At 62.3% G+C, this 20,136-nt stretch carries 15 protein-coding genes and 1 pseudogene; 6 read left to right on the top strand and 10 right to left on the bottom strand.

What is annotated here, in order from left to right; genetic code table 11:
* Window positions 1-249: 249 nt before the first annotated feature.
* Entirely contained in the window at window positions 250-1,560 is a 1,311-nt protein-coding gene (locus tag V1283_RS02135) for a serine hydrolase domain-containing protein (protein ID WP_334384796.1), read from the top strand.
* A gap of 22 nt (window positions 1,561-1,582) precedes the next feature.
* Here V1283_RS02135 and V1283_RS02130 read toward each other — a convergent pair whose 3' ends face one another.
* The 5 genes from V1283_RS02130 to V1283_RS02110 form a co-directional block, all read right to left on the bottom strand.
* The gene (locus tag V1283_RS02130; protein ID WP_334384795.1) at window positions 1,583-2,575 is read right to left on the bottom strand and encodes a L,D-transpeptidase family protein; all 993 of its coding nucleotides are present in this window, start codon (window positions 2,573-2,575) and stop codon (window positions 1,583-1,585) included.
* A gap of 150 nt (window positions 2,576-2,725) precedes the next feature.
* Window positions 2,726-3,358, bottom strand: coding sequence for a flavin reductase family protein (locus tag V1283_RS02125; protein ID WP_334384794.1), 633 nt, complete (start codon window positions 3,356-3,358; stop codon window positions 2,726-2,728).
* A gap of 169 nt (window positions 3,359-3,527) precedes the next feature.
* Window positions 3,528-4,133, bottom strand: a complete 606-nt coding sequence (locus V1283_RS02120; RefSeq protein ID WP_334384793.1) for a TetR/AcrR family transcriptional regulator — start codon at window positions 4,131-4,133, stop codon at window positions 3,528-3,530.
* Between the two features lie 19 nt (window positions 4,134-4,152).
* Entirely contained in the window at window positions 4,153-7,293 is a 3,141-nt protein-coding gene (locus tag V1283_RS02115) for an efflux RND transporter permease subunit (protein WP_334384792.1), read from the bottom strand.
* Window positions 7,294-7,331: 38 nt separating this feature from the next.
* Window positions 7,332-8,438 (bottom strand): efflux RND transporter periplasmic adaptor subunit, encoded by a 1,107-nt coding sequence (locus V1283_RS02110; protein WP_334384791.1) that lies wholly within the window; start codon window positions 8,436-8,438, stop codon window positions 7,332-7,334.
* A 191-nt stretch (window positions 8,439-8,629) separates the two neighbouring features.
* Here V1283_RS02110 and ybaL point away from each other — a divergent pair, with 191 nt between their 5' ends.
* Together ybaL and V1283_RS02100 are read left to right on the top strand one after the other, a co-directional pair.
* Window positions 8,630-10,363: a YbaL family putative K(+) efflux transporter gene (ybaL, locus tag V1283_RS02105; protein ID WP_334384790.1), complete on the top strand. Its 1,734-nt coding sequence runs from the start codon at window positions 8,630-8,632 to the stop codon at window positions 10,361-10,363.
* A gap of 64 nt (window positions 10,364-10,427) precedes the next feature.
* Window positions 10,428-10,571 (top strand): hypothetical protein, encoded by a 144-nt coding sequence (locus tag V1283_RS02100; protein WP_334384789.1) that lies wholly within the window; start codon window positions 10,428-10,430, stop codon window positions 10,569-10,571.
* A 41-nt stretch (window positions 10,572-10,612) separates the two neighbouring features.
* On the opposite strand, the gene V1283_RS02095 is transcribed toward V1283_RS02100, so the two are convergent.
* The 3 genes from V1283_RS02095 to V1283_RS02085 form a co-directional block, all read right to left on the bottom strand.
* Window positions 10,613-11,935 carry an MFS transporter gene (locus V1283_RS02095; protein WP_334384788.1) on the bottom strand — a complete coding sequence of 441 codons (1,323 nt, stop codon included), beginning with the start codon at window positions 11,933-11,935 and terminating at the stop codon, window positions 10,613-10,615.
* A gap of 138 nt (window positions 11,936-12,073) precedes the next feature.
* Window positions 12,074-13,255 (bottom strand): winged helix-turn-helix domain-containing protein, encoded by a 1,182-nt coding sequence (locus V1283_RS02090; protein WP_334384787.1) that lies wholly within the window; start codon window positions 13,253-13,255, stop codon window positions 12,074-12,076.
* Between the two features lie 79 nt (window positions 13,256-13,334).
* A complete protein-coding gene (locus V1283_RS02085) occupies window positions 13,335-13,565 on the bottom strand; it encodes a hypothetical protein (protein ID WP_334384786.1) in 231 nt (76 codons plus the stop codon).
* Window positions 13,566-14,274: 709 nt separating this feature from the next.
* Between V1283_RS02085 and V1283_RS02080 the strand changes: the two genes are divergently transcribed.
* Window positions 14,275-14,907, top strand: a complete 633-nt coding sequence (locus V1283_RS02080; RefSeq protein ID WP_334384785.1) for an OmpA family protein — start codon at window positions 14,275-14,277, stop codon at window positions 14,905-14,907.
* Between the two features lie 98 nt (window positions 14,908-15,005).
* Here V1283_RS02080 and V1283_RS02075 read toward each other — a convergent pair whose 3' ends face one another.
* Window positions 15,006-16,637: an ATP-binding protein gene (locus V1283_RS02075; protein ID WP_334384784.1), complete on the bottom strand. Its 1,632-nt coding sequence runs from the start codon at window positions 16,635-16,637 to the stop codon at window positions 15,006-15,008.
* Between the two features lie 124 nt (window positions 16,638-16,761).
* On the bottom strand, window positions 16,762-18,021 hold the full coding sequence (locus V1283_RS02070; RefSeq protein WP_334384783.1) for a phospholipid carrier-dependent glycosyltransferase: 1,260 nt from the start codon (window positions 18,019-18,021) through the stop codon (window positions 16,762-16,764).
* Between the two features lie 309 nt (window positions 18,022-18,330).
* Here V1283_RS02070 and V1283_RS02065 point away from each other — a divergent pair, with 309 nt between their 5' ends.
* On the top strand, window positions 18,331-18,990 hold the full coding sequence (locus V1283_RS02065; protein WP_442895691.1) for a FecR family protein: 660 nt from the start codon (window positions 18,331-18,333) through the stop codon (window positions 18,988-18,990).
* Window positions 18,978-20,133 (top strand): annotated as a pseudogene (locus tag V1283_RS02060) (hypothetical protein). The gene V1283_RS02065 and the pseudogene V1283_RS02060 overlap by 13 nt, the downstream one beginning before the upstream one ends.
* Window positions 20,134-20,136: the final 3 nt, after the last annotated feature.

Here is a 20,136-nt window from a genome sequence, read left to right as displayed (position 1 = left end):
TTCTGTACCGGCCGTTGATCCGGCCTGGCAACTTGAGGTTAGTCCGGTCCGTGTCCGGTTGCGAGAGGTGGTTTCGATTCCGCTCGCAGCTCAAGCTTGCAATGCAAGATGTCATTGCCTTGTCGAATTCATCTCTATCGTTGGTTTGGGCAAGTGCCCAAGTAGATGCCGACTGGACGATATGGTAACTATCATCGGCCCGTCGAAGTCGCCGCCAAGTTTATCCGTCGACCGGACGACAAAATATCAATGGGGACGCATACTCATAAGACATTACGTTGCGTCGCCGCATCGCGCGCCGGACGAATTGCGATTGCAGCCTTCTCGGTCGCGATCTGGGCCAAGACGATCGAGGCCAGCCACGCGGCCGACACCCCTGCTCCTTCAGCCGCCAAGCTCGAGCGCATCACCGAATTTTTCGACAATGAAGTTGCGACGGGGAAGTTGCCGGGCGCGGTCGTGCTGATCCAGCAGCATGGCAAGCCGGTCTATCTGAAATGTTTCGGCGTCCAGGATGTCGCCACCAAAATTCCGATGACATCAGACACCATCTTTGCGCTTCATTCGATGACGAAGCCGATCACCAGCGTCGCAGCGATGATGCTGATCGACGCGGGCAAGCTCTCGCTCGCCGATCCCGCGTCCAAATTCATTCCGGGGTTTGCCGACGCGAAGGTAGGCGTCAGTTCTGACACTCCCGACGGCCAGCACGTTCTAAAGCTTGTCCCGGCGGATCGGCCGGTGACCATTATGGACCTGCTGCGCCATACGTCAGGTATCACGTACGATTATATCGGTGGCAAGCTGATCATGAAGGCCTATTCGGAATCGGGCCTTTTCGATGGGCATTACAACAACCAGGTGTTTGCCGATCGCATCGCCAGATTGCCTTTGGCGCGGCAACCCGGAACGCTTTGGCGTTACGGACATTCAACCGACGTCCTCGGGCGCATCATTGAGATCGTGTCCGGACAGACACTCTATCAATTTGAAAAGCAGCGCATCTTCGATCCGCTCGGCATGACCAGCACGAAATTCGTGCTGGAAAGTGCCGACGAACGCGCGCGGATGGCGGAGCCCCTGCCAGGCGATACCATCCTGAAACTCGCGGAGGCTGAACGTCGCGCCCATCCGGAATGGGAGTCGGGCGGCGGCGGATTGGTCTCGTCCCTGACCGGCTATGCCCGTTTTGCCCAGATGATCCTCCGCGGCGGGCAACTCGACGGCAAACGATACCTTAGCCCGGCCGCATTCAAGGCGATGACGTCAGACCATATCGGGCCTGGTTCCGGCGTTGCGCGGGATTATTACTACTTTCCCGGCGATGGCTTTGGCTACGGCTATGGCTTTGCGGTACGCACCGATCCGGGAAATGCCAGGCCGCCGCCGCCAGGTTCGATCGGCGAACTCAAATGGGACAGCGGCAGCGGCACCTATTTCGGTGTCGATCCAAAGCTGGACATGATCTACATCCTGCTCGTGCAGACCCAGAACGAACGTGGACGCATCACACCCGCGTTCAAGAAACTGGTTTACGACGCGTTTGCCACGACCGAATAATCTGACGGCATCGCGTCTGCGATCACTTCTGGTTCGCCGCCGCGCGCTCGATGAATGACACCTCCGTGCCCTTCTTCAGAAGCTTTGCCAATTTGTCGGCGTCCCAGTTGGTGAGGCGCACGCAGCCGTTCGACTCCGACTTGCTGACTTTCGACGGGTTGGGAGTGCCGTGAATGCCATAGCCTTCCGCTGAAAGTCCGATCCATTGGGAGCCTACGGGATTGTTGGGGCCGGGCTTGATCTTGAAGGCCCGTTTGGATTTGACTCCCTTGAACTTGTAATCCGGGTTGTAGCGATAATACGGATTTGCATCGATCGAGATCACCTTGAGGACCCCGGTGGGGCTCGGCTTCTCCTCGCTTCCCACGGTCGCGGGAAAGAACGCGATCAGTTCGGAATTCGCGAAGGCCTTGACGGTTTGGGACATCTTGTCGACTTCGACACGCGTCACGGCTGACTTGCTCTCCTTGATCGCGACGTTCATCACCGCGATCGTTTGACCGGCCTCGTCGAATTTCTTGCCGGGATTGAGAGCGGCGAGCAAAGCCTCGCTCATGTGAAACCTTTCGGCGATGGCCTCGCGCGGGCTGGTGTAGTCGAGCGAGTTCAGGCCCTTGAGGTCTTCCATCTTCGCAGGCAGCTTCTTCAGAAACGGCCCTTTGACGTCCTTCTCCGTGATCTTGTAGTCGACGACGATCGGATCCGATCCGGTGGCCAGCAAGGCGCCCCACACTTCGGACGTCAGCGGCTGCTTGCTCAGGGCCAAGCCTTTGGCTTCGGCAAATGCCTTCAGGGCTTTTTGGGCGTTCTCGCCCAGCTTGCCGTCGATCTCGCCGGGCGAGAAGCTGGCGCGGTCAAGCAACACCTGCGCCCTGACGATTGCCGGATTGATCTTGTCGTCGCCCGGCAGCTTGCCCTTGAATTCGGCGTTATTGATTGCCGCCGCATCGAGGCCCGCGAAGGCTGGAGCGGCGAGACAGACGAGCAGCATCAGCCCGGCAAACAAGCGGATCATCGGGAAATCTCCAAAATACTGTCTGATAAAGATTTGGACGGTGCGGAGTTCCGTGACGCCGTAGCCCGGATGGAGCGAAGCGCAATCCGGGGACAGCCCGTCCGCAGGAAGATCCCGGGTTTCGCTTCGCTTCACCCGGGCTACATGGACTCAATCCGGCCGGATCATTTCGAACATGTTCTCCGGCTTGATCTCAAAATAGTCGCCGCGGCGGCCGGCGCGGACGATCGGGTGGGCCAGTCCGGTCTGGTAGACGCCGTCCTTGATGAAGGCCCTGTCGATGTGCACGGCGACGACTTCGCCCAGTGTCAGCCAGGCCTGCGCCTTGTGGCCATCCTTGCCCTGCAACTGGATGATCTGCGTCAGCTTGCATTCGAAGGCAACCGGGCTTTCCGCCACGCGCGGCACGTTGACGAGTTTGCAGGGCGCCGCGGTAAGCCCCGCGATCTTGAACTCATCGACATCGCGGGCCACGTGGGCGGCCGTCGCGTTCATCTGCTTCGCCAGATCCATGGTGGCGAGATTCCAGACGAATTCGCCGGTGTCCTGGATATTGCCGGCGCTGTCCTTCCAGTTCGTCGAGGAAAAGCCGATGATCGGCGGCACGTAGCAGAAGGCGTTGAAGAAGCTGTAGGGCGCCAGATTGACGTTGCCCTTGCCATCGCGCGAGGAAATCCAGCCGATCGGGCGCGGCGCGACGATGGCATTGAACGGATCGTGCTTGAGGCCGTGGCCGTTTTTCGGCTCGTAGTAGTGCAGGTCTTTTTGGCTCTTGGCGTCCATTTCAGTCGGTCCTTATCGTCATTGCCTGCGACAAACGCGAAGCGTTTGCGCAAGGGAGCACTTGCGATGAAGCAATCCATACCACGTCATCGGCGCGATGGATTGCTTCGCTTCGCTCGCAATGACGGACAGGTTCGGCTTCTGCGTTAGCACCGTCCCGGAACGACGGTCAATTCGCCTTGCGCGGCTCAAGGGCCCTGAAAAGGAAATCGACCATCTGGTCGATCGTTGCGCTGGGCTTGTTGACGGCCTGCGCGATCATCTGCGGGTGGAAGAAGCGGATCATGCCGGTGCAGGTGCAGAGCGCCGCCAACGGCAGGTCGGGGGCCTCGAACTCGCCGGACGCCACGCCCTGCGCGATCACCTCGCCGATGATGCCGGTGCAGCACTCGATATGGGCGACGCAGACGTCCCAATCCTCCTCCATCGCGATCTCGACCATCTCGTGCAGCTTGGAATCGCCGACATACCGCTCCGTGTTCATCCGATTGATGGTCTTGAGCAACTCGCGCAGGCGAGGTTTCGCCGGACCGGGCTGGGCGGCGATCAGTCGCGCCTCGACTTCCACCTCACCCATCAGGGTTCGCGCCACGCCCTCGTGGATCGCCTTCTTCGAGTCGAAGAAGCGATAGACGTTGGCGGGGCTCATTTTGAGCTCCTTGGCGATGTCGGCGACCGTGGTCTTCTGGTAGCCGATCTGCCTGAACAGACGCTCCGCCACCACGAGAATCCTTTCCCGGGTGTCAGTCTCGATGTGTTCCGAAATCAGCGTCATGTCGGCTCTCAATGTTCAATTATTCTGCCGCGTCGGCAAGCGGAATTGCGTGCGGTCCCTTGATCTGATGTTGCGGCGCAAGATCAGGCTGCTCGGCCTCGCCGCTTTCTTCCAGGCTCTTCCTGAACCACAGGGCGTAAAGACCCGGCAGGTACAGCAAGGTCAGGAAGGTTGCAACAAACAAACCGCCCATGATGGTGATCGCCATCGGGCCCCAGAAGGCCGAGCGCGACAGCGGAATCATGGCCAGGATCGCCGCCAGCGCCGTCAGCACCACCGGGCGGGCACGCCGGACAGTGGCCTCGACGATGGCTTCCTTGCGCGTCAGGCCCTGGGAGACATCCGCCTCGATCTGATCGACCAGGATCACGGCGTTACGCATGATCATACCGGCGAGCGCGATCAGGCCGAGCAGCGCCACGAAGCCGAACGGCTGGTTGGCGACATTGAGGCCGAGCGAGGCGCCGACGATGCCGAGCGGCGCGGTCAGGAAGACCAGGAACAGCCGCGAGAAGCTGTGCAGCTGGATCATCAACAGCGTCAGCATCACCATGACCATCAGCGGAAACAGCACGAAGATCGAGGCATTGCCCTTGGCGGATTCCTCGAACGCGCCACCCGGCTCGATCCGGTAGGCCGGCTCGAGATGGTCGCGGATTTCCTGCAGCTTGGGCCAGATCTGGCTGGTGACATCGGGCGCCTGGACGCCGTCGACGACGTCGGTGCGCACCGTGATCGCCATGTCGCGGTTACGCCGCCACATGATCGGCTCCTCATGGGAATATTCGATCTTGGCGATCTGCTGCAGCGGCACGGCGACGCCGTTGCGTGACGTCACAGTGAGGTCACCGACGCTCTTGAGATCGAGCCGTTCAGACGGGACGGCGCGCGCGACCACGCCGACCTTCTCGATGCCGTCACGAATGGTGGTGACCTGCGCACCCGAGATCAGCATGGCGAGCGCCTGCGAGACGTCCTGCGGGGTCAGGCCGAGCGCGCGGGCGCGGTCCTGATCCACCACGAGCTTCAGGTAAGGCGACTGCTCGTTCCAGTCGAGCTGCGGCTCTACGACGTTGGGATTCTGCCTCATGACGTCGCGCACCTTGTAGGCGATGTCGCGCACGGTGTTGGCGTCCGGGCCGATCACGCGGAATTGCACCGGGAAGCCGACCGGCGGACCGAAATTGAAGCGGTCGATGCGCACGCGCGCTTCGGACAGGTCCCCCTCGGCAACCGCCTTCTCCAGCCGCGCCTTGATCCGCTCGCGGGCTTCGACGTCCTTTGAGACGATCACGATCTCGGCAAACGCCTCGTTCGGCAGTTGCGGGTTGAGGCCGAGCCAGAAGCGCGGCGAACCCTGACCGACATAAGAGGTATAGGTCGCGATGTCCTTGTCGTCCTTGAGCAGCGACTCGGCCTTCTTCACGGACTTTTCCGTGACGTTGAAGGCGGTGCCTTCCGGCAGACGCAGCTGCAGGAACAGTTCCGGCCGCTCCGACAGCGGGAAGAACTGCTGTTGCACGTGGCCAAAACCGACGATGGAGAGCGCGAACACGCCGACGGTTGCCAGCACCACCTTGACCCTGTGGTCGACGCACCACTGCACCACGGCGCGCAAGCCCCGATACATCCGGGTCTCATAGATCGCGTGCGGATCGTGGTTGTGATGAACGACAATGTTGGGCAGCAGCTTGACGCCGATATAGGGCGTGAAGATCACCGCCACGAACCAGGAAGCGACCAGCGCGATCGCCACGATCCAGAAGATGCCGCCGGCATATTCGCCGACCGCCGAATTGGCAAAGCCGATGGGGAGGAAGCCAGCGGCCGTGACCAGCGTCCCCGTGAGCATCGGAAACGCAGTTGATTCCCAGGCAAAGGACGCCGCGCGGACGCGGTCCCAGCCCTGTTCCATTTTCACCACCATCATTTCAACGGCGATGATGGCGTCGTCGACCAGAAGGCCGAGCGCGATGATCAGCGCGCCGAGCGTGATGCGGTGCAGGTCGATCGACATCGCGTTCATGACGATGAAGACGATGGCGAGCACCAGCGGCACCGACATCGCGACCACGATGCCCGTACGCCAGCCGAGCGCCATGAACGAGACGAACAGCACGATCGCGAGCGCTTCGATGAAGGAATGCACGAACTCGCCGACCGCACGCTCGACCACCTTCGGCTGGTCGGCGATCTGCTCGACCTCGATGCCCTGCGGCACGGCCTTCATGAAATCATTGGTCGCCTTCTCGACGTCCTTGCCGAGTTCGAGAATGTTGGCGCCCTTGGTGGTGACCACGCCGATGCCAATCGCCGGCTTGCCTTCCTGGCGGGCGACGAAGGTCGGGGGATCGACGAAACCATGCGTGACGGTCGCGATATCGCCAAGCCGGAACACGCGGCCGTTGCTCTCGACCGGCGTCTCCGCAACCGCCTTGGCGCCGTCGAGCGCGCCGGTGACGCGCAGCGGCACGCGCTGCGAGGAGGTTTCCACCGTGCCGGCGGGCGTGACGTTGTTCTGCTTGGCCAGCGAATCGAACAGCGCTTGCGGCGTGATGCCGAGCGTCGCCAGCTTGGCGTGCGAGAACTCGACGAAGATGCGCTCGTCCTGGCTGCCGTAAAGATTGACCTTGGTGACACCGGCAACCTTCAGCAGCCGCTGGCGCATGCCCTCGGCGGTCTTCTTCAGCTGCGCGTAGTCGGCGCCGTCGCCGGTCATCATGTACAGAATGGAATCGACGTCGGAGAATTCGTCGTTGACGGTCGGCCCGAGCAGGCCTGCGGGCAACTGGCCCTGCACGTCGGCGAGCTTCTTGCGCAGCAGATAAAACAGATAAGGCACGTCCTTTGGCGGGGTCGAATCCTTGAACGTGACCTGCATCGCCGTGAACGAGGGTTTTGAATAGGTCTGCACCTTCTCGAAGAACGGCAGTTCCTGCAGCTTCTTCTCGATGGGATCGGCGACCTGGGTCTGCATTTCCTGGGCGGTTGCACCCGGCCAGATCGCCGAGACGTTGACCACCTTCACCGTGAAGAACGGATCCTCGGCGCGGCCAAGCCGCTGGTAGGAGAAGAAGCCGGCAGCACCCAGCATGATCATCAGGAATAGGATCAGCGTCGGATGGCCCACCGCCCAGCCCGAGAGATTGAAGCGCTTCATGTCACTCTCCAACGATATCCGTTGTTATCGACCACGCATCAGAACGACAGCGCCGAGACCACCCGGACCTTCTGGGCCGGATCGATCTTCTGCACGCCGAGCGCGACCACCTTGGCGCCTTCATTGACGCCGCCCGCGATCACGACCGCATTGCTCTCGTAGGATTTCACGATCACCGGCTGCAGCTTCACCGCGCCGGCATCATCGACCGTGTAGAGCGACGGATTGCTGCCCTGGCTGAACAGCGCCGACAGCGGCAATTTTGCCACGCGCTCGGTGGCGGCATCGGCCAGCGTCAGCGTCGCGGTCATGCCGAGCGAGACCTTGTCGTCGGCTTCCGGCAGCGAGAATTTTGCAAGATAGGTCCGGGTCGCCGGATCGGCCGAGGGCGCGATCTCGCGCAGCTTCGCGGTATACTTCTTGTCGGCGTCCGACCACAGCGTCACGCTGGCTGTGCCTGATTTGGCGCGGCCGACCAGCGTCTCGGGGATCGCGACCACGGCTTCCTTCTCGGCAAAGCGCGCGACGCGGATCGCGGTCTGGCCGGAGGCCACGACCTGGCCGGGCTCGATCAGGGTCGCGGTGACGACGCCGCGGGTATCAGCCAGCAGCGTCGCATAAGAGAGGGAGTTCTTGGTGAGTTCGACCGAGCGCTCGGCGCGGTTGAGGCGCGCCCGCGCCTCGTCGGCGGCGGCGCGGCTCTGATCCATCTGTGCATCGGTGGTCCAGCCCTTGGCGCGCAGATCCTTGGCGCGCTGCTCGGACGCGCCCGCCTGCGCCAGCACGCCGGTGGCGGCGCTGAATTCGGCCTCCGCCTGCTCGGCCTGCAGTTTCAGGTCGACCTCGTCGAGGGTGGCCAGCGGCTGGCCGACATCGACGGTCTGGCCAACCTCGACCAGGCGCTTTGCGACCTTGCCGGGAACCCGGAAGCCCATGTCGGTCTCGATCCGGGGCCGGATGGTGCCGACAAAGCTCCGCTCGGGTGTCTCGGCCGCGTATTTCACGGTGGCGACCAGAACCGGGCGGCCCGGGGCAGCCGTTTCGGCCGCCTTTTCGTTGCAGCCGGCCAGCGCAAATACCATGAACGCCAGCGATGCGCCGGTCAAGAGCTTGTAATAATTGGAAAAAATCGATCGAGCGAACATGGGACTCTCCATCGCAGGGTCGATGAAGAGTGTGTAATGTTCTCTGACGAATGTCAATAATCGTCACTAGACACCATTTCGTGAGGTTATGAACGCTTAACAGCGAACGAGTTCCACGAGGGTGTCGGGCGGTTTGGGGAGCCTCACTTCGTCGCAGCGCGCGAGGAGTCCGGCTGTGCGAAGACGTTTCGATGCCGCACGATACACCTCTGATCGCAACCATCGTTGCGGGCCTCGGGCTCGCGTTTGTTTTCGGCACCATCGCTCAACGCCTGAAGATACCTCCGCTGGTCGGCTATCTGCTCGCCGGCGTCGCCGTCGGTCCCTTTACGCCGGGTTACGTCGCCGACCAGGCGCTGGCGACGGAACTGGCTGAGCTCGGCATCATCCTTCTGATGTTCGGCGTAGGCCTGCACTTCTCGCTGAAAGACCTGCTTTCCGTCAAAGCAATCGCGATACCGGGCGCCATCGTCCAGATCGCGGTGGCAACGCTGATGGGTCTTGGCCTCGCCATGCTGATGAAATGGAAGGTCAGCGAAGGCCTCGTCTTCGGGTTGGCGCTATCGGTGGCGAGCACCGTCGTCTTGCTCCGCGCCCTGCAGGAGCGCCGCCTGATGGAGACAGGACGCGGCCGCATCGCTGTCGGCTGGCTGATCGTCGAAGACCTGGCCATGGTGCTCGCGCTCGTCCTCATTCCGACGTTTGCGAATCTGCAAACCGGGAACGTCACCACAGCGGCCTCCCTGCTCGGCGCCCATTTCGAACTCGGGCTCGGAGGCGTATTGCTGCTGACGGCTGTCAAGGTCGCACTGTTCATCGCGCTCATGCTGGTCGTGGGACGAAGGCTGATCCCGTGGATCCTTCATTATATCGCGCACACGGGATCGCGCGAACTGTTCCGGCTCGCCGTGCTGGCGATCGCGCTGGGCGTCGCGTTCGGATCGACCAAACTGTTCGACGTGTCGCTGGCGCTGGGCGCGTTTTTTGCCGGGATGATGCTGCGGGAATCGCCGCTCAGTGCGCGCGCCGCGCAGGAATCACTGCCGCTGCGCGATGCCTTTGCCGTGCTGTTCTTCGTGTCGGTCGGAATGCTGTTCGACCCGTTCAGCGTGGTCCGCGATCCGTGGCCGCTGATAGCGACCCTTCTTGTCATCATCATCGGAAAGTCGCTCGCCGCGTTCCTCATCGTGATTGCGTTCCGGCACCCGGTCGCAACCGCGCTGACGATTTCGGCGAGCCTGGCCCAGATCGGCGAGTTCTCCTTCATCCTGGCGGAACTCGGCTACGCCTCCAAACTGCTCTCCAAGCAAGCCCGCGACCTGATCCTCGCCGGCGCGATCCTTTCCATCATGCTCAACCCGTTGGTGTTCGCGGGCGTCGATTGGCTGATCGCACGGCTGGAGCGCCGCAATGCACCCTCCCCGAGCCGTGCCGCGGCCAAGGCGATCCCGGTCACGCACCTGACGGATCACACGATCCTGGTCGGTTACGGCAGGGTCGGAAATCTCATCGGAAACGACCTGAAGCAGAAGAAGCTGCCGTTCCTCGTGATCGAGGCTTCGGACGGCACCGTCAGCAAACTCAGGGAGAGCGGCATCGAAGCGCTGACGGGCAATGCCGCGCAGCCCGAAATTCTCAGGGCCGCAGCACTGCCCAAAAGCCGAAACGTCGTTGTTGCCATTCCGGAGGCCTTCGAGGCGGGACAAATCGTCCAGCAGGCCCGCGCCGCCAACGCCAGTATCCGGATCATTGCGCGCGCGCATTCGGACGCCGAGGTCGAACATTTGCAGGGGTTAGGGGCGGATACGGTCATCATGGGCGAGCGGGAAATCGCGCGCGGGATGATCGAAGAACTGGAGAGGAGGTTTCCAGATGCTGCCGACAAGGATTCCCCGCGCCTGGCCGAGGCCGGTTCGCGAGCTTGAAGTGATCACACCTGATGGCCGCGTGTTTAACTTTCCGCGGCCGTCTTTGCCAGGGCGCCTCTTCATGTTTTTCCGGCGGCACGCCGACACGGTCGCGATCTCCGCTGCGGTTCTCGTGCTGATCTATGCCGCGGGACTGGCGGCACAGGCGCTCGATGGGTCGGCTTTCGATGCCTGCGAGCTATCGCGGCCGGCCGGCTCCTCCTGAAGACCGGCCACGGCCGCCGCGAACAAGCCGGCGCGCCGGTGTCAGCTCTGCGCTGGCCCGGCTCCGGCAAACTCGGTCTTCGTCTCGTGCCCGCCGAGGAACGTCAAAAGCCCGGCGGCGAGCGGCAGCAGCGACAGCACCAGCAATCCCGTTGACGTGTTGCCGGTCGCTTCCTTTACCCAGCCGATCAGGTACGGCCCGCCGAAGCCCGCGAGGTTGCCGATCGAATTGATCAGCGCGATCCCGCCGGCCGCGGCCGTGCCGGACAGCCAAGCCGTCGGCAGCGTCCAGAACACCGCAAAGGTACAGAACACGCCGATGGCGGCGACCGTCAGCACGACCATGGTGATGGCGGGGTCGGTGATGTAGCTGGAGACGCCAAGCGCCAGCGCGGTGAGCAGCAGCGGTCCGCCGACATGGGCGACGCGCTCGCGCGTGGCATCGGAGTGCCGCGACCACAGGATCATGGCGATGGTGCCGAACAGATAGGGGATTGCCGTGACGAAACCGGTCTGGGCGTTGGTGAGGCCGAACGCCTTCACGATCTGCGGCAGCCAGAACTGCATGCCATAGAGCGCGCCGACGAAACCGAAATAGATCAGGCTCAGCGTGATCACTTTTGGCGACGACAGCGCCTCGCCGAGCGTCAGGTGTTTTGCCGCCTGCTTGGTTGCGATCTCCGCCTGCAGCCTGGCCGAGAGCCAGGCCTTCTGCTCCGCGGTAAACCAATCGGCCTTTTCGGGCCGGTCAGTCAGATAGAACCAGGTGACGATGCCAAGCAGCACCGAGGGGATGCCCTCGATGATGAACAGCCATTGCCATCCCCTCAGGCCCATCATGCCGTCGAGGCCGAGCAATAGCCCGGAGATCGGCGCACCGATCACGGTGGAAATAGGAACGGCAATGGCAAAAGCCGCGAGAAACCGCCCGCGATATTCGGCCGGGTACCAATAGGTGAGATAAAGGATAATGCCGGGGAAGAAGCCGGCTTCCGCGACACCAAGCAGGAAGCGCAGGACATAGAAGCTGAGTTCGCCGCTCACCATGGCCATCGCAGCCGAGATGATGCCCCACGTCACCATGATGCGGGCGATCCAGCGGCTGGCGCCGAATTTCTCCAGCGCGAGATTGCTCGGCACCTCGAAGATGAAATAGCCGATGAAGAAGATGCCGGCGCCCCAGGCGAAGATCAGCGGCGTGAACTTCAGATCCGCATTCATCTGCAGCGCGGCGAAGCCGAGATTGACGCGGTCGAGATAGGAAAAGAAATAGGCCAGCACCAGAAACGGAATCAGCCGCCACGAGATCGTACGGATGGTGGAAGTTTCGATGTCGCTTTTGGCTGGCGTGGCGGACTGGTTCATGGTTTCCCCCTTCAGGCTTCTTGTTGCCGACGACGATTAGCGGGGGTCGTCACCGCTTGCAATGCAGGATGCCCGCGCTGGAGCAGCATGGGCATTCCGCCGGCGAAGGGCTCGCGGTGGGGGCCGGCGGCAAGCGCCCTACTCCGCGAGCTGAAACCGCTCAAAGCGATCCAGCTCTTCCTCGATGCGGCGCTTGTAGTCCCTGCGCGCAGGCCGCGCAGCGCCCTTGCCGACCCAGCTCCATTTCTGCATCAGGAGTTTCTTGTTCTGGCGGTCGGTCTTCAGGTCGATGGCGGCAACGATGTCGCTGCCTGCCAGGACCGGCAGCGCGAAATAGCCGAACAGGCGCTTCTCCTTCGGCACATAGGCCTCGAAGCGGTGGCCGTAATCGAAGAACAATTCCGTGCGCTTGCGCTGGATGATCAGGGGATCGAACGGCGAGAGGATGTGCACGGGGCCGCCGCCCTCCTCGCCGGCTGGCAAGGATCCATTCGCCTCCAGCACTTCCGGCCGAGCCCAATGCTCCTGCTTGCCGGCGCCTTCGGGCGCAACCGGCAACAGTTCCTTGCGCCGCACCCGCGCCTCGATCAATCGCCGCACCGCCGCCTTGCTCGGCGCGTCGAGATGGCAGATGGAATCGAGGCTGACGACGCCTTGCGAGCGTAACGCGCGGTCGAGCAAATAGGCGGTGATTTCGGCCGACGTCGCCGGCTTCGGCGGCTTGTCCCAGCCGAAATGCCGCGTCATCAGCTCATAGGTCTTGAGCATGCCGGCGCGTTCGGAGATCGTCACCTCACCGGTATAGAACGCAAGCTGCAGCGCCCGCTTCGAGGGTTTGCGGCTTTGCCAGAGATGTTCCTTCTCGGTCAGAACGTCGTCCTCGATGTCGCGGATGGTCAGCGCGCCGTCGCGCCGCAACAACCGCATCACCTTGCGGGTGTCCTCGGGCTTGACGGAAGCAAACCACCGGTGCCCCTCGCGCCGGTGTTCCCGCATCGCCGGGACGAAGAAGCGAAAATCCTTCGCCGGCACATAGGACAGCGCGTGCGTCCAGTATTCGAACACGCTTTTGTCGGTGCTCTGGGCTTGGCGCAGGTCGCCGCGGGCATAGGCCGGGATGCGGCTATAGAGAATGTGATGGTGGCAGCGCTCGATGACGTGGATGGTGTCGATCTGCACATAGCCGAGATGATCCACCGCCGCCGCAACCGCCTGCGGTCCGGCGCCGAACGGCTCGTTTGTATCGAGCCGCTGGGCATGCAGCCAGATTCGCCGGGCCTCGGTCTTGGTCAGGGGTCGGGGTTCAGTCGCGCGGGGCATCGCGCGGCAATGTAGCGGGATTCGCGCGCGGGGGGAGTCCTCAGGTTCCGTGATCGCCGGCTCGCGGCGCGAACTCACCTCACCGCTTCGGCCGGTCCCCGACGCTGCCGGTGGCGATTTCGGCCTCGCAAGAGGCGCGGCCGGGTTGAGGGGCAGTGCATTTGTAGACGTTGCCGGTGAGACGATCGACCAGCCACGCGCTCTCCTCCGTCGGGCTTTCGAACCCGACATAGCGGCTGCCGAGCGCGTTGATCAGCGTCGACAGCAAAATTGCAGCGGCGATCAACGCCGCGCCGATCAGTGTTGGCATAGAATTTCCGGAACCGGCAGGCTCCGATGCGCTGGTACGATAACCCAGGTAGTCACGCTGACGTTTGACTGACTGTAACACCCGCCCGCCCGTTTGGTTGCCCGAACCAATTCTTCTTCAGATTTTTTGTGAGAGAATCCGCTAGGCTCGTATCTAGCCGATTTGTTGTCCACAGATCGGCGATGGCGCGACGATCCACCTTTTTTTCTTTTCTGAAGTCGACAGCGCGTGGCTCACCGACCAGATGACGCGCCGATCGCACCGTAAAATTACGTGCTGCATTGGGACTGCCATGCTTCGAGTAGCCGTCGAGCGCGCGCGGTCTCGACCGGCTTGCCTGAAACCTTGATGCCGGAGTCGGCGAAGGCGACGTTCCGCGTTGCGGCACCGGGCGGCGGCCGAGGTCGATACGTCCGCGGAGGTCACTTGAAAAGTTCGGCGGCCGTTCCGCGCGATCGAACTCGTGATTCAAATCACGCAAGCAAGGTCGGATGAATCAATCCACCGACGACACGATGACAAGCAAGCCGACCTTGCGCAGCCGTCAACACCTTGCAGCGCCTATTGAAAAGTCTGGACCCTACAGAAAGTCGGCGTTGACCAATGTGACTTGAGTCACATTTCTCGCTTTGAACCCGTCCTATGATCGCAGCATCCAAACGTCATGCACGCCAGCTTTTGCAGGGCGTTAACAGTGAGGATTAAGACAATGACCCGCTTTCTTTCCATCATGACTATCGGCGCCGCGCTGTCGATGACGGCGGGCCTCGCCGTCGCCGGCGACACCGTCTCGGCCGACACGATCCTGAACGCCCTGAAACCAAAGCCGGGCGTGTCCCGCGGCCTTTCGACCGGCCCGCAGCAGCCGGCGGATGTCGCCGTGCAGGCCAAGGAATCGACCTTCGTCAACACGCTGCGTAACCGCAAGACGCGGTCGCTGTCGCTCGGCGAGCGCCAGGAGATTGCGGAACTTGCCGCGACCAAGCCGAAGATCGATCTCGAAATCCAGTTCGACTACAACTCGGCCGACATCAGCAAGGGCTCGGTGACCGCCGTGCAGGAACTCGGCAAGGCGCTCTCCGATGCGAGCCTGAAGGGTTCGACCTTCGTGGTTGCCGGTCACACCGACGCGATCGGCGGCGAGGCGTATAACCAGGACCTTTCCGAGCGCCGTGCCGACACGATCAAGAAGTACCTGACCGAGAAGTACGGCATCGCCGGTTCCAATCTCGTGACCGTCGGTTACGGCAAGACCAAGCCGAAAGATGCGAATGCGCCGATGGACCCGGTCAACCGCCGCGTTCAGGTCGTCAACATGGATACCAAGACCGCGTCGAAGTAAGGTCTTGGGATCGGCCAGTCCGCCTGCCGCTTGCGGCAGGCGGATTTTCATTTGTAGCGGCCACGACGCGACATGACGGCTCGCCGATCCGTAGCAATCTACGACTTGTCGAGAATTTCCCTGATCTTCGCCGCCAGCAAAGCCTGGGTTACGGGCTTCTGCAGCAGTAACACGCCGGCATCCAGGCGGCCCTGATGCACGATCGCATCCCGCGAATACCCGGTCATGAACAGGACCCTCAGGCCGGATTGGCGATGATGCAGCTGATCAGCCAGCTCGCGGCCGTTCAGGCCGGGCATCACGATGTCGGTCAGCAGCAGATCGATCCGGAACGGATTTGCGTCGAACAGCGCCAGCGCGGCCGCCCCGTTCGCCGCCTCGCGAACCCGGTAGTTCAGATCCTTTAGCGTCTCGACCAGATACGACCTCACATCGCATTCGTCCTCGACCACCAGGACGGTCTCGCTCCCCGAACTGCCGACCAGGGGCGCCTCGCTCTGTCCAACGGTCTCGGGAGCGGCAGCGGCGCGCGGCAGGTAGATCCTGATTGTCGTTCCCTGCCCGACCTCGCTGTATATCTTGATCTCGCCGCCGGATTGCTTGACGAAGCCATAGACTTGGCTCAATCCGAGGCCGGTGCCCTGCCCCGGTTGCTTGGTCGTGAAAAACGGATCGAACGCTTTATCCTGGACTTCCCGCGGCATTCCGGAACCGGTATCGCTCACCGCGATCAACACATACTGCCCGGACGGCACGCCTGCGTTCCGCTGCCGATGGCCCTCGTCGACGGAAACGTTGCTGGTCTCGATCGTCAGCTTGCCGCTGTTGGCCATCGCGCCTGAGATTTTGGCGTTCATGGTGTTCATGGCGTCCTTGGCGTTCACGACAAGGTTGAGAATCGCCGCTTCCAACTGGCTGGGGTCGACCTCGATCTGCCACAGGCCGGCGCCCTCCACGACCTTGAGCTCGACGTTCTCGCCGAGCGTACGCCTGAAGAAATCCGACATGCCGGCGATCAACTGACCGACATTGGTCAGTTTGGGATCGAGCGGCTGCCGCCGTGCAAATGCCAGCAAGCGCTGCGTCAGCATCGCCGCGCGCTGCGCGCCGTTCGCGGCGTTGGCGATCACTCGCGTCAACCGCTCGCGCGCGGCCTCGCTCCACGTCTGCAGGCTGCGATCGGCGATCTCGAGATTGCCGCTGATGATCGTGAGCAGATTGTTGAAATCGTGCGCCACGCCGCCGGTCAACTGTCCGATCGCTTCCATCTTCTGCGACTGCCGAAGCATGTCTTCGGCCTCGCGCCGGTGCATGCCTTCCTGCGCTAGGGCCACTTCAGCCGCACGAAGCTGCGACGGCGAGGGCAGCGCCAGCACCTTCGGCAACAGCGGCCACAGCATCGCCGCCGTCACGATCGAGGCCGCGGCCGTCATCGCCTTGACGATGCCTTCGATGCCGTAGACCGGATACCAAAGCGTGACGATCGACATCACGTGGCCGACGCCGCACGCCATGATGAACAGCGCGAACGCCCAGAACACCCACCCGAAATCGACGTCCCGGCGCTTCGAGACGAAGATCGACAGCGCAACCGGAATCGAGAAATAGGCGGAGGCAATGACGACATCCGACGCGACGTGGAGCCAGATCAGTTCCGGTTCCCACAGCAGGCATATTCCGTGCGGTGCGAACATCGATGAATCGAGCAAACGTTCGAAGAAGGCCCACATGCCGTTCGTCCTTAAGACGCGGGATTCGAGCGACTCATACAGCGATGAATCTACGGCCAGCCCATAACCCGTACAAGTGGACCCGTTATTTGACTGCTCGTTGCGCGATCGGCGCACTGGCCGCTCAAATCCAGTTCTGGAAGATCATCAGGCGGCTGAACGTCGCCATCGAAGTACCTATGAACGCGGCCGATATCGGCAACATTGCGGCGAATCCGATAAAACCGACCGCAACATAGGCCCACAGCAACCAGCGGGGCATGCTGCCGCGTTTCAAGGCATAGACCAACGCAAAACTCGCCGTGGTCGCCGCCGGCAGGTAGTAGTAAATGAACCCGAGCGTTCGCGGCAGCAGCGCCCATGCGAGGTACGGGCCGAAATAGAACGCCAGCACCAGGAAAGCATCGACCCGCCGCGTCACGATCCAGTCGCGCAGGCAAATCGCGACCGCAATCAGCGCCGGCCACAGGATCAGCGGATTGCCGAGGAAGACCACGGCGGCGATGCGGTCGTCGCCGATCTTGTCGAAGAGATACCAGACCGGGCGCACCAGGAACGGCCAGGACGGCCATGAACTCATATAAGTGTGGCCGGCGATCGCGGACGTGGTGTTGTCGCTGAAGATCAGCCGTTGCGCTTCCAGGATATCTGGAACCGAAAATCCGTAGAGCGGAATGAAGGTCGCGAGATAGACCGCGGCGGGAACCAGTACGAAGCAGACCGCGAAATGCCAGGCCTTGAAGCCGGGCCAGAGATCGGGCCGGTACCAGTCATCGGGCCTCGCATCGGCGAATTGGGTGCGCCAGCCCTGCATCAGGCGGATGACGGCGACGATGACGATGCAAACCGCAAGCACGAACAGCCCGCTCCATTTGCAAGCAGTCGACAGGCCGAAGCCGATCCCGGCAAGCGCGAACCACACATGCGGTCGCTCTCTTCGAAAGCCGTGCATGAACGCCGCGATCGCGAACAGGCCAAAGGCGAGCGCGAAAATATCCAGCATCGCGATCCGCGATTGCACGAACAGCATCTGGTTGAAGAGGGCGAGCAGGCTCGCTGCAATCGCCGACCCCTGGGCCGCGAACAGCGCCAGGCCGCACAGATACACGGCCACGATCGCAAGCGATCCGAACAGTACGCCCGGATAGCGCCAACCCAGCGGCCCGTCGCCGAACGAATGGATCGACAGCCCGATGAATTGCTTGGCGAGCGGCGGATGCATCGGGTTGAGCATCGGCTGTGGCATCACCGGCTCGAGCATCTGCCGCGCCGCCGGCACGTAGTGCACCTCGTCGAAGTAGAATTTCTCCGGCGTGGTGACACCGATCAGCATCGCGAAATGCGCGAGAACAAACAGCGCTGCCGCGATGATGCCCGTGCGCATCGTCGAAGTGGGCAGAACTGAATGTGATGAGGTTGCTGGCTTCACGGACAATCTGACACGGAATCAGGGACTAAATGACATTGCGGCAAAATTGAGTGTGACGGCTCCAGATTTTTAAGTCCATCGCATTGAACGCATTTCGATTTCGCAATCACTAACCGACGGGCGAGTAAGTCGTGCGAGTGATAATTCTGTCACATCGCAAGCGCGCGCGATCCGGTACGATGTCGGGATAAATCGATCGTTTTGAAAATGAATTTCAGTAGTTGCTTTAGTTTGCTATCTGCAATTGGTCTGGTAACTGCGCTAATGGCTGCTCCCGCCCATGCGCAAACGCGCGTCGGCGAAGCGGCCGTCGTCAAGGATGAAGTGCTCCGCGTTGCCGGACCTTCGACCACCCAGATCAATGTCGGCGATGGACTGGTCCGTGACGAAACCGTGCGCACCGGGCTCGACAGCGCAGCGCGGCTGGTGATGGCCGACAGCACCAACCTCTCGCTTGGACCCAGCGCGACGCTCAAGCTCGACCGCACCGTTTTCGACGACGAGCATCACTATCGCGACGTCGCGGTGCGCATGACCTCGGGCGCGTTTCGTTTCGTCACCGGCCATTCGGACAAGGACGCCTACAAGATCACGACGCCGCTCGCGACCATCGGCGTCCGCGGCACCACGCTCGATATCCTGTCGCAGCGCGGCCAGACCATCGTCAATCTGCAGGACGGTGCCGCCTCGGTCTGCACGGTCACGTTTGAATGCATCCAGCTCACCCAGCCCGGCGATACCGCCATCATCACCTCGGGCGGCGGTGGCAGATCGACGATCAAGAAGACCAACAATCCACCCTGGACGTTCGCCGCAACCTGCGGCGCCGCGGCAGGGCTTTGCAACAAGACGCAATATGCGGATGCGACGCCTGTCATCGTCGATGACGGCAGCGATCCCACCGGGATGCTGTGCGGGCGCTGACCATGGCAAATTTCACCCGAAGTGCCCTGGTGCCGGCAGCGCTCCTTGTCGCGGTGCTCGCGATGCAATCGTCGCCTGCGCGAGCACAGTCGCCTTCGCCGACACCATTGGAAGAATGCGTCGAATGCTACTCGCCGACGCCCGACCCCGAGCCCATCCCCGACGCCCTCGGCTTCGCCGTCTCCGACGCCAAGCCAGACATCGACGCCGCGCGCCAGCACGGCACCCACCAACACGCCACCGGTGACCGCATCCGATTCGAGCGCCGGCTCGATTAACGACCTGGCCGGACAGCGCTTCAACCAGATGATCGCCAACCGCGTGCTCGGCAACGTGCTGCTGGGGGTCAACGAGCAGGTCAATTGCAACGATTGCATCAGCGCGTTCGGTTCGGCAGGTTCGTTTTCGGCCGGCATTCACGGCCGCAAGAACCTGACGCCTAATCTGTCGCTGCTCGCCGGCATCGCCTATGCCCAGTACAGCGAAGGCGGATACCACGTCACCAGTTCGCCGATCGGCGCGTTCGCGCTGCGCTACGATTTCGTCGACTGGGGATCGTCGCGGCCGTTCTTCGATATCGGCACCATCCTGTCGCCGTTCCAGAAGGTGCGCTACTCGCGCAGCTACACGACAAGCCTCGGCGCGGTATCGCTCGAAAGCTCGACCACAAGCGAGAACTACGCCGTCTATGGCCGCGCCGGCTGGATGAGCCGACTATCGCCGCGCGATGAGGTGGCGGCTTCCGTCGAGGTCTGGCAGCTTTGGCAGCGGGTGAAGGGCTATATGGACCCGACCGTCGCCTTCAATCCGTTCGATTCCTCGATCGCCGATGGTACCGACCGCACCAGCCTCGTCAAGGTCGGCGGACAGTGGACGCATCTGTTCGGCTCGAGCGTCGAAGCCAACATCAACGGCGGATGGGTGCAATCCTTCGGGACGCGCTCCAGCATCGTCGCCAGCGTGACCGGCGATGGCACGATCGTGCCCACGATCGGCAACCAGGGCTGGTTCGAATATGGCGGCCGGCTCGGCTTCCGCATCACCAAGGGCTGGGTCGCCGGCCTCTTCCTCAACGGCACCGCCGGCCCGCAGCCGGTCGGCAATACGCTTCACGGCGGCATGGGGTTGAGGATCAGCTACTAGATG

The sequence above is a fragment of the Bradyrhizobium sp. AZCC 2262 genome, assembly GCF_036924535.1.
Taxonomy (GTDB): Bacteria; Pseudomonadota; Alphaproteobacteria; order Rhizobiales; family Xanthobacteraceae; genus Bradyrhizobium.
The sequence above is the reverse complement of the archived record's forward strand: the minus strand, read 5'-3'. Positions and strand labels throughout refer to the sequence as shown.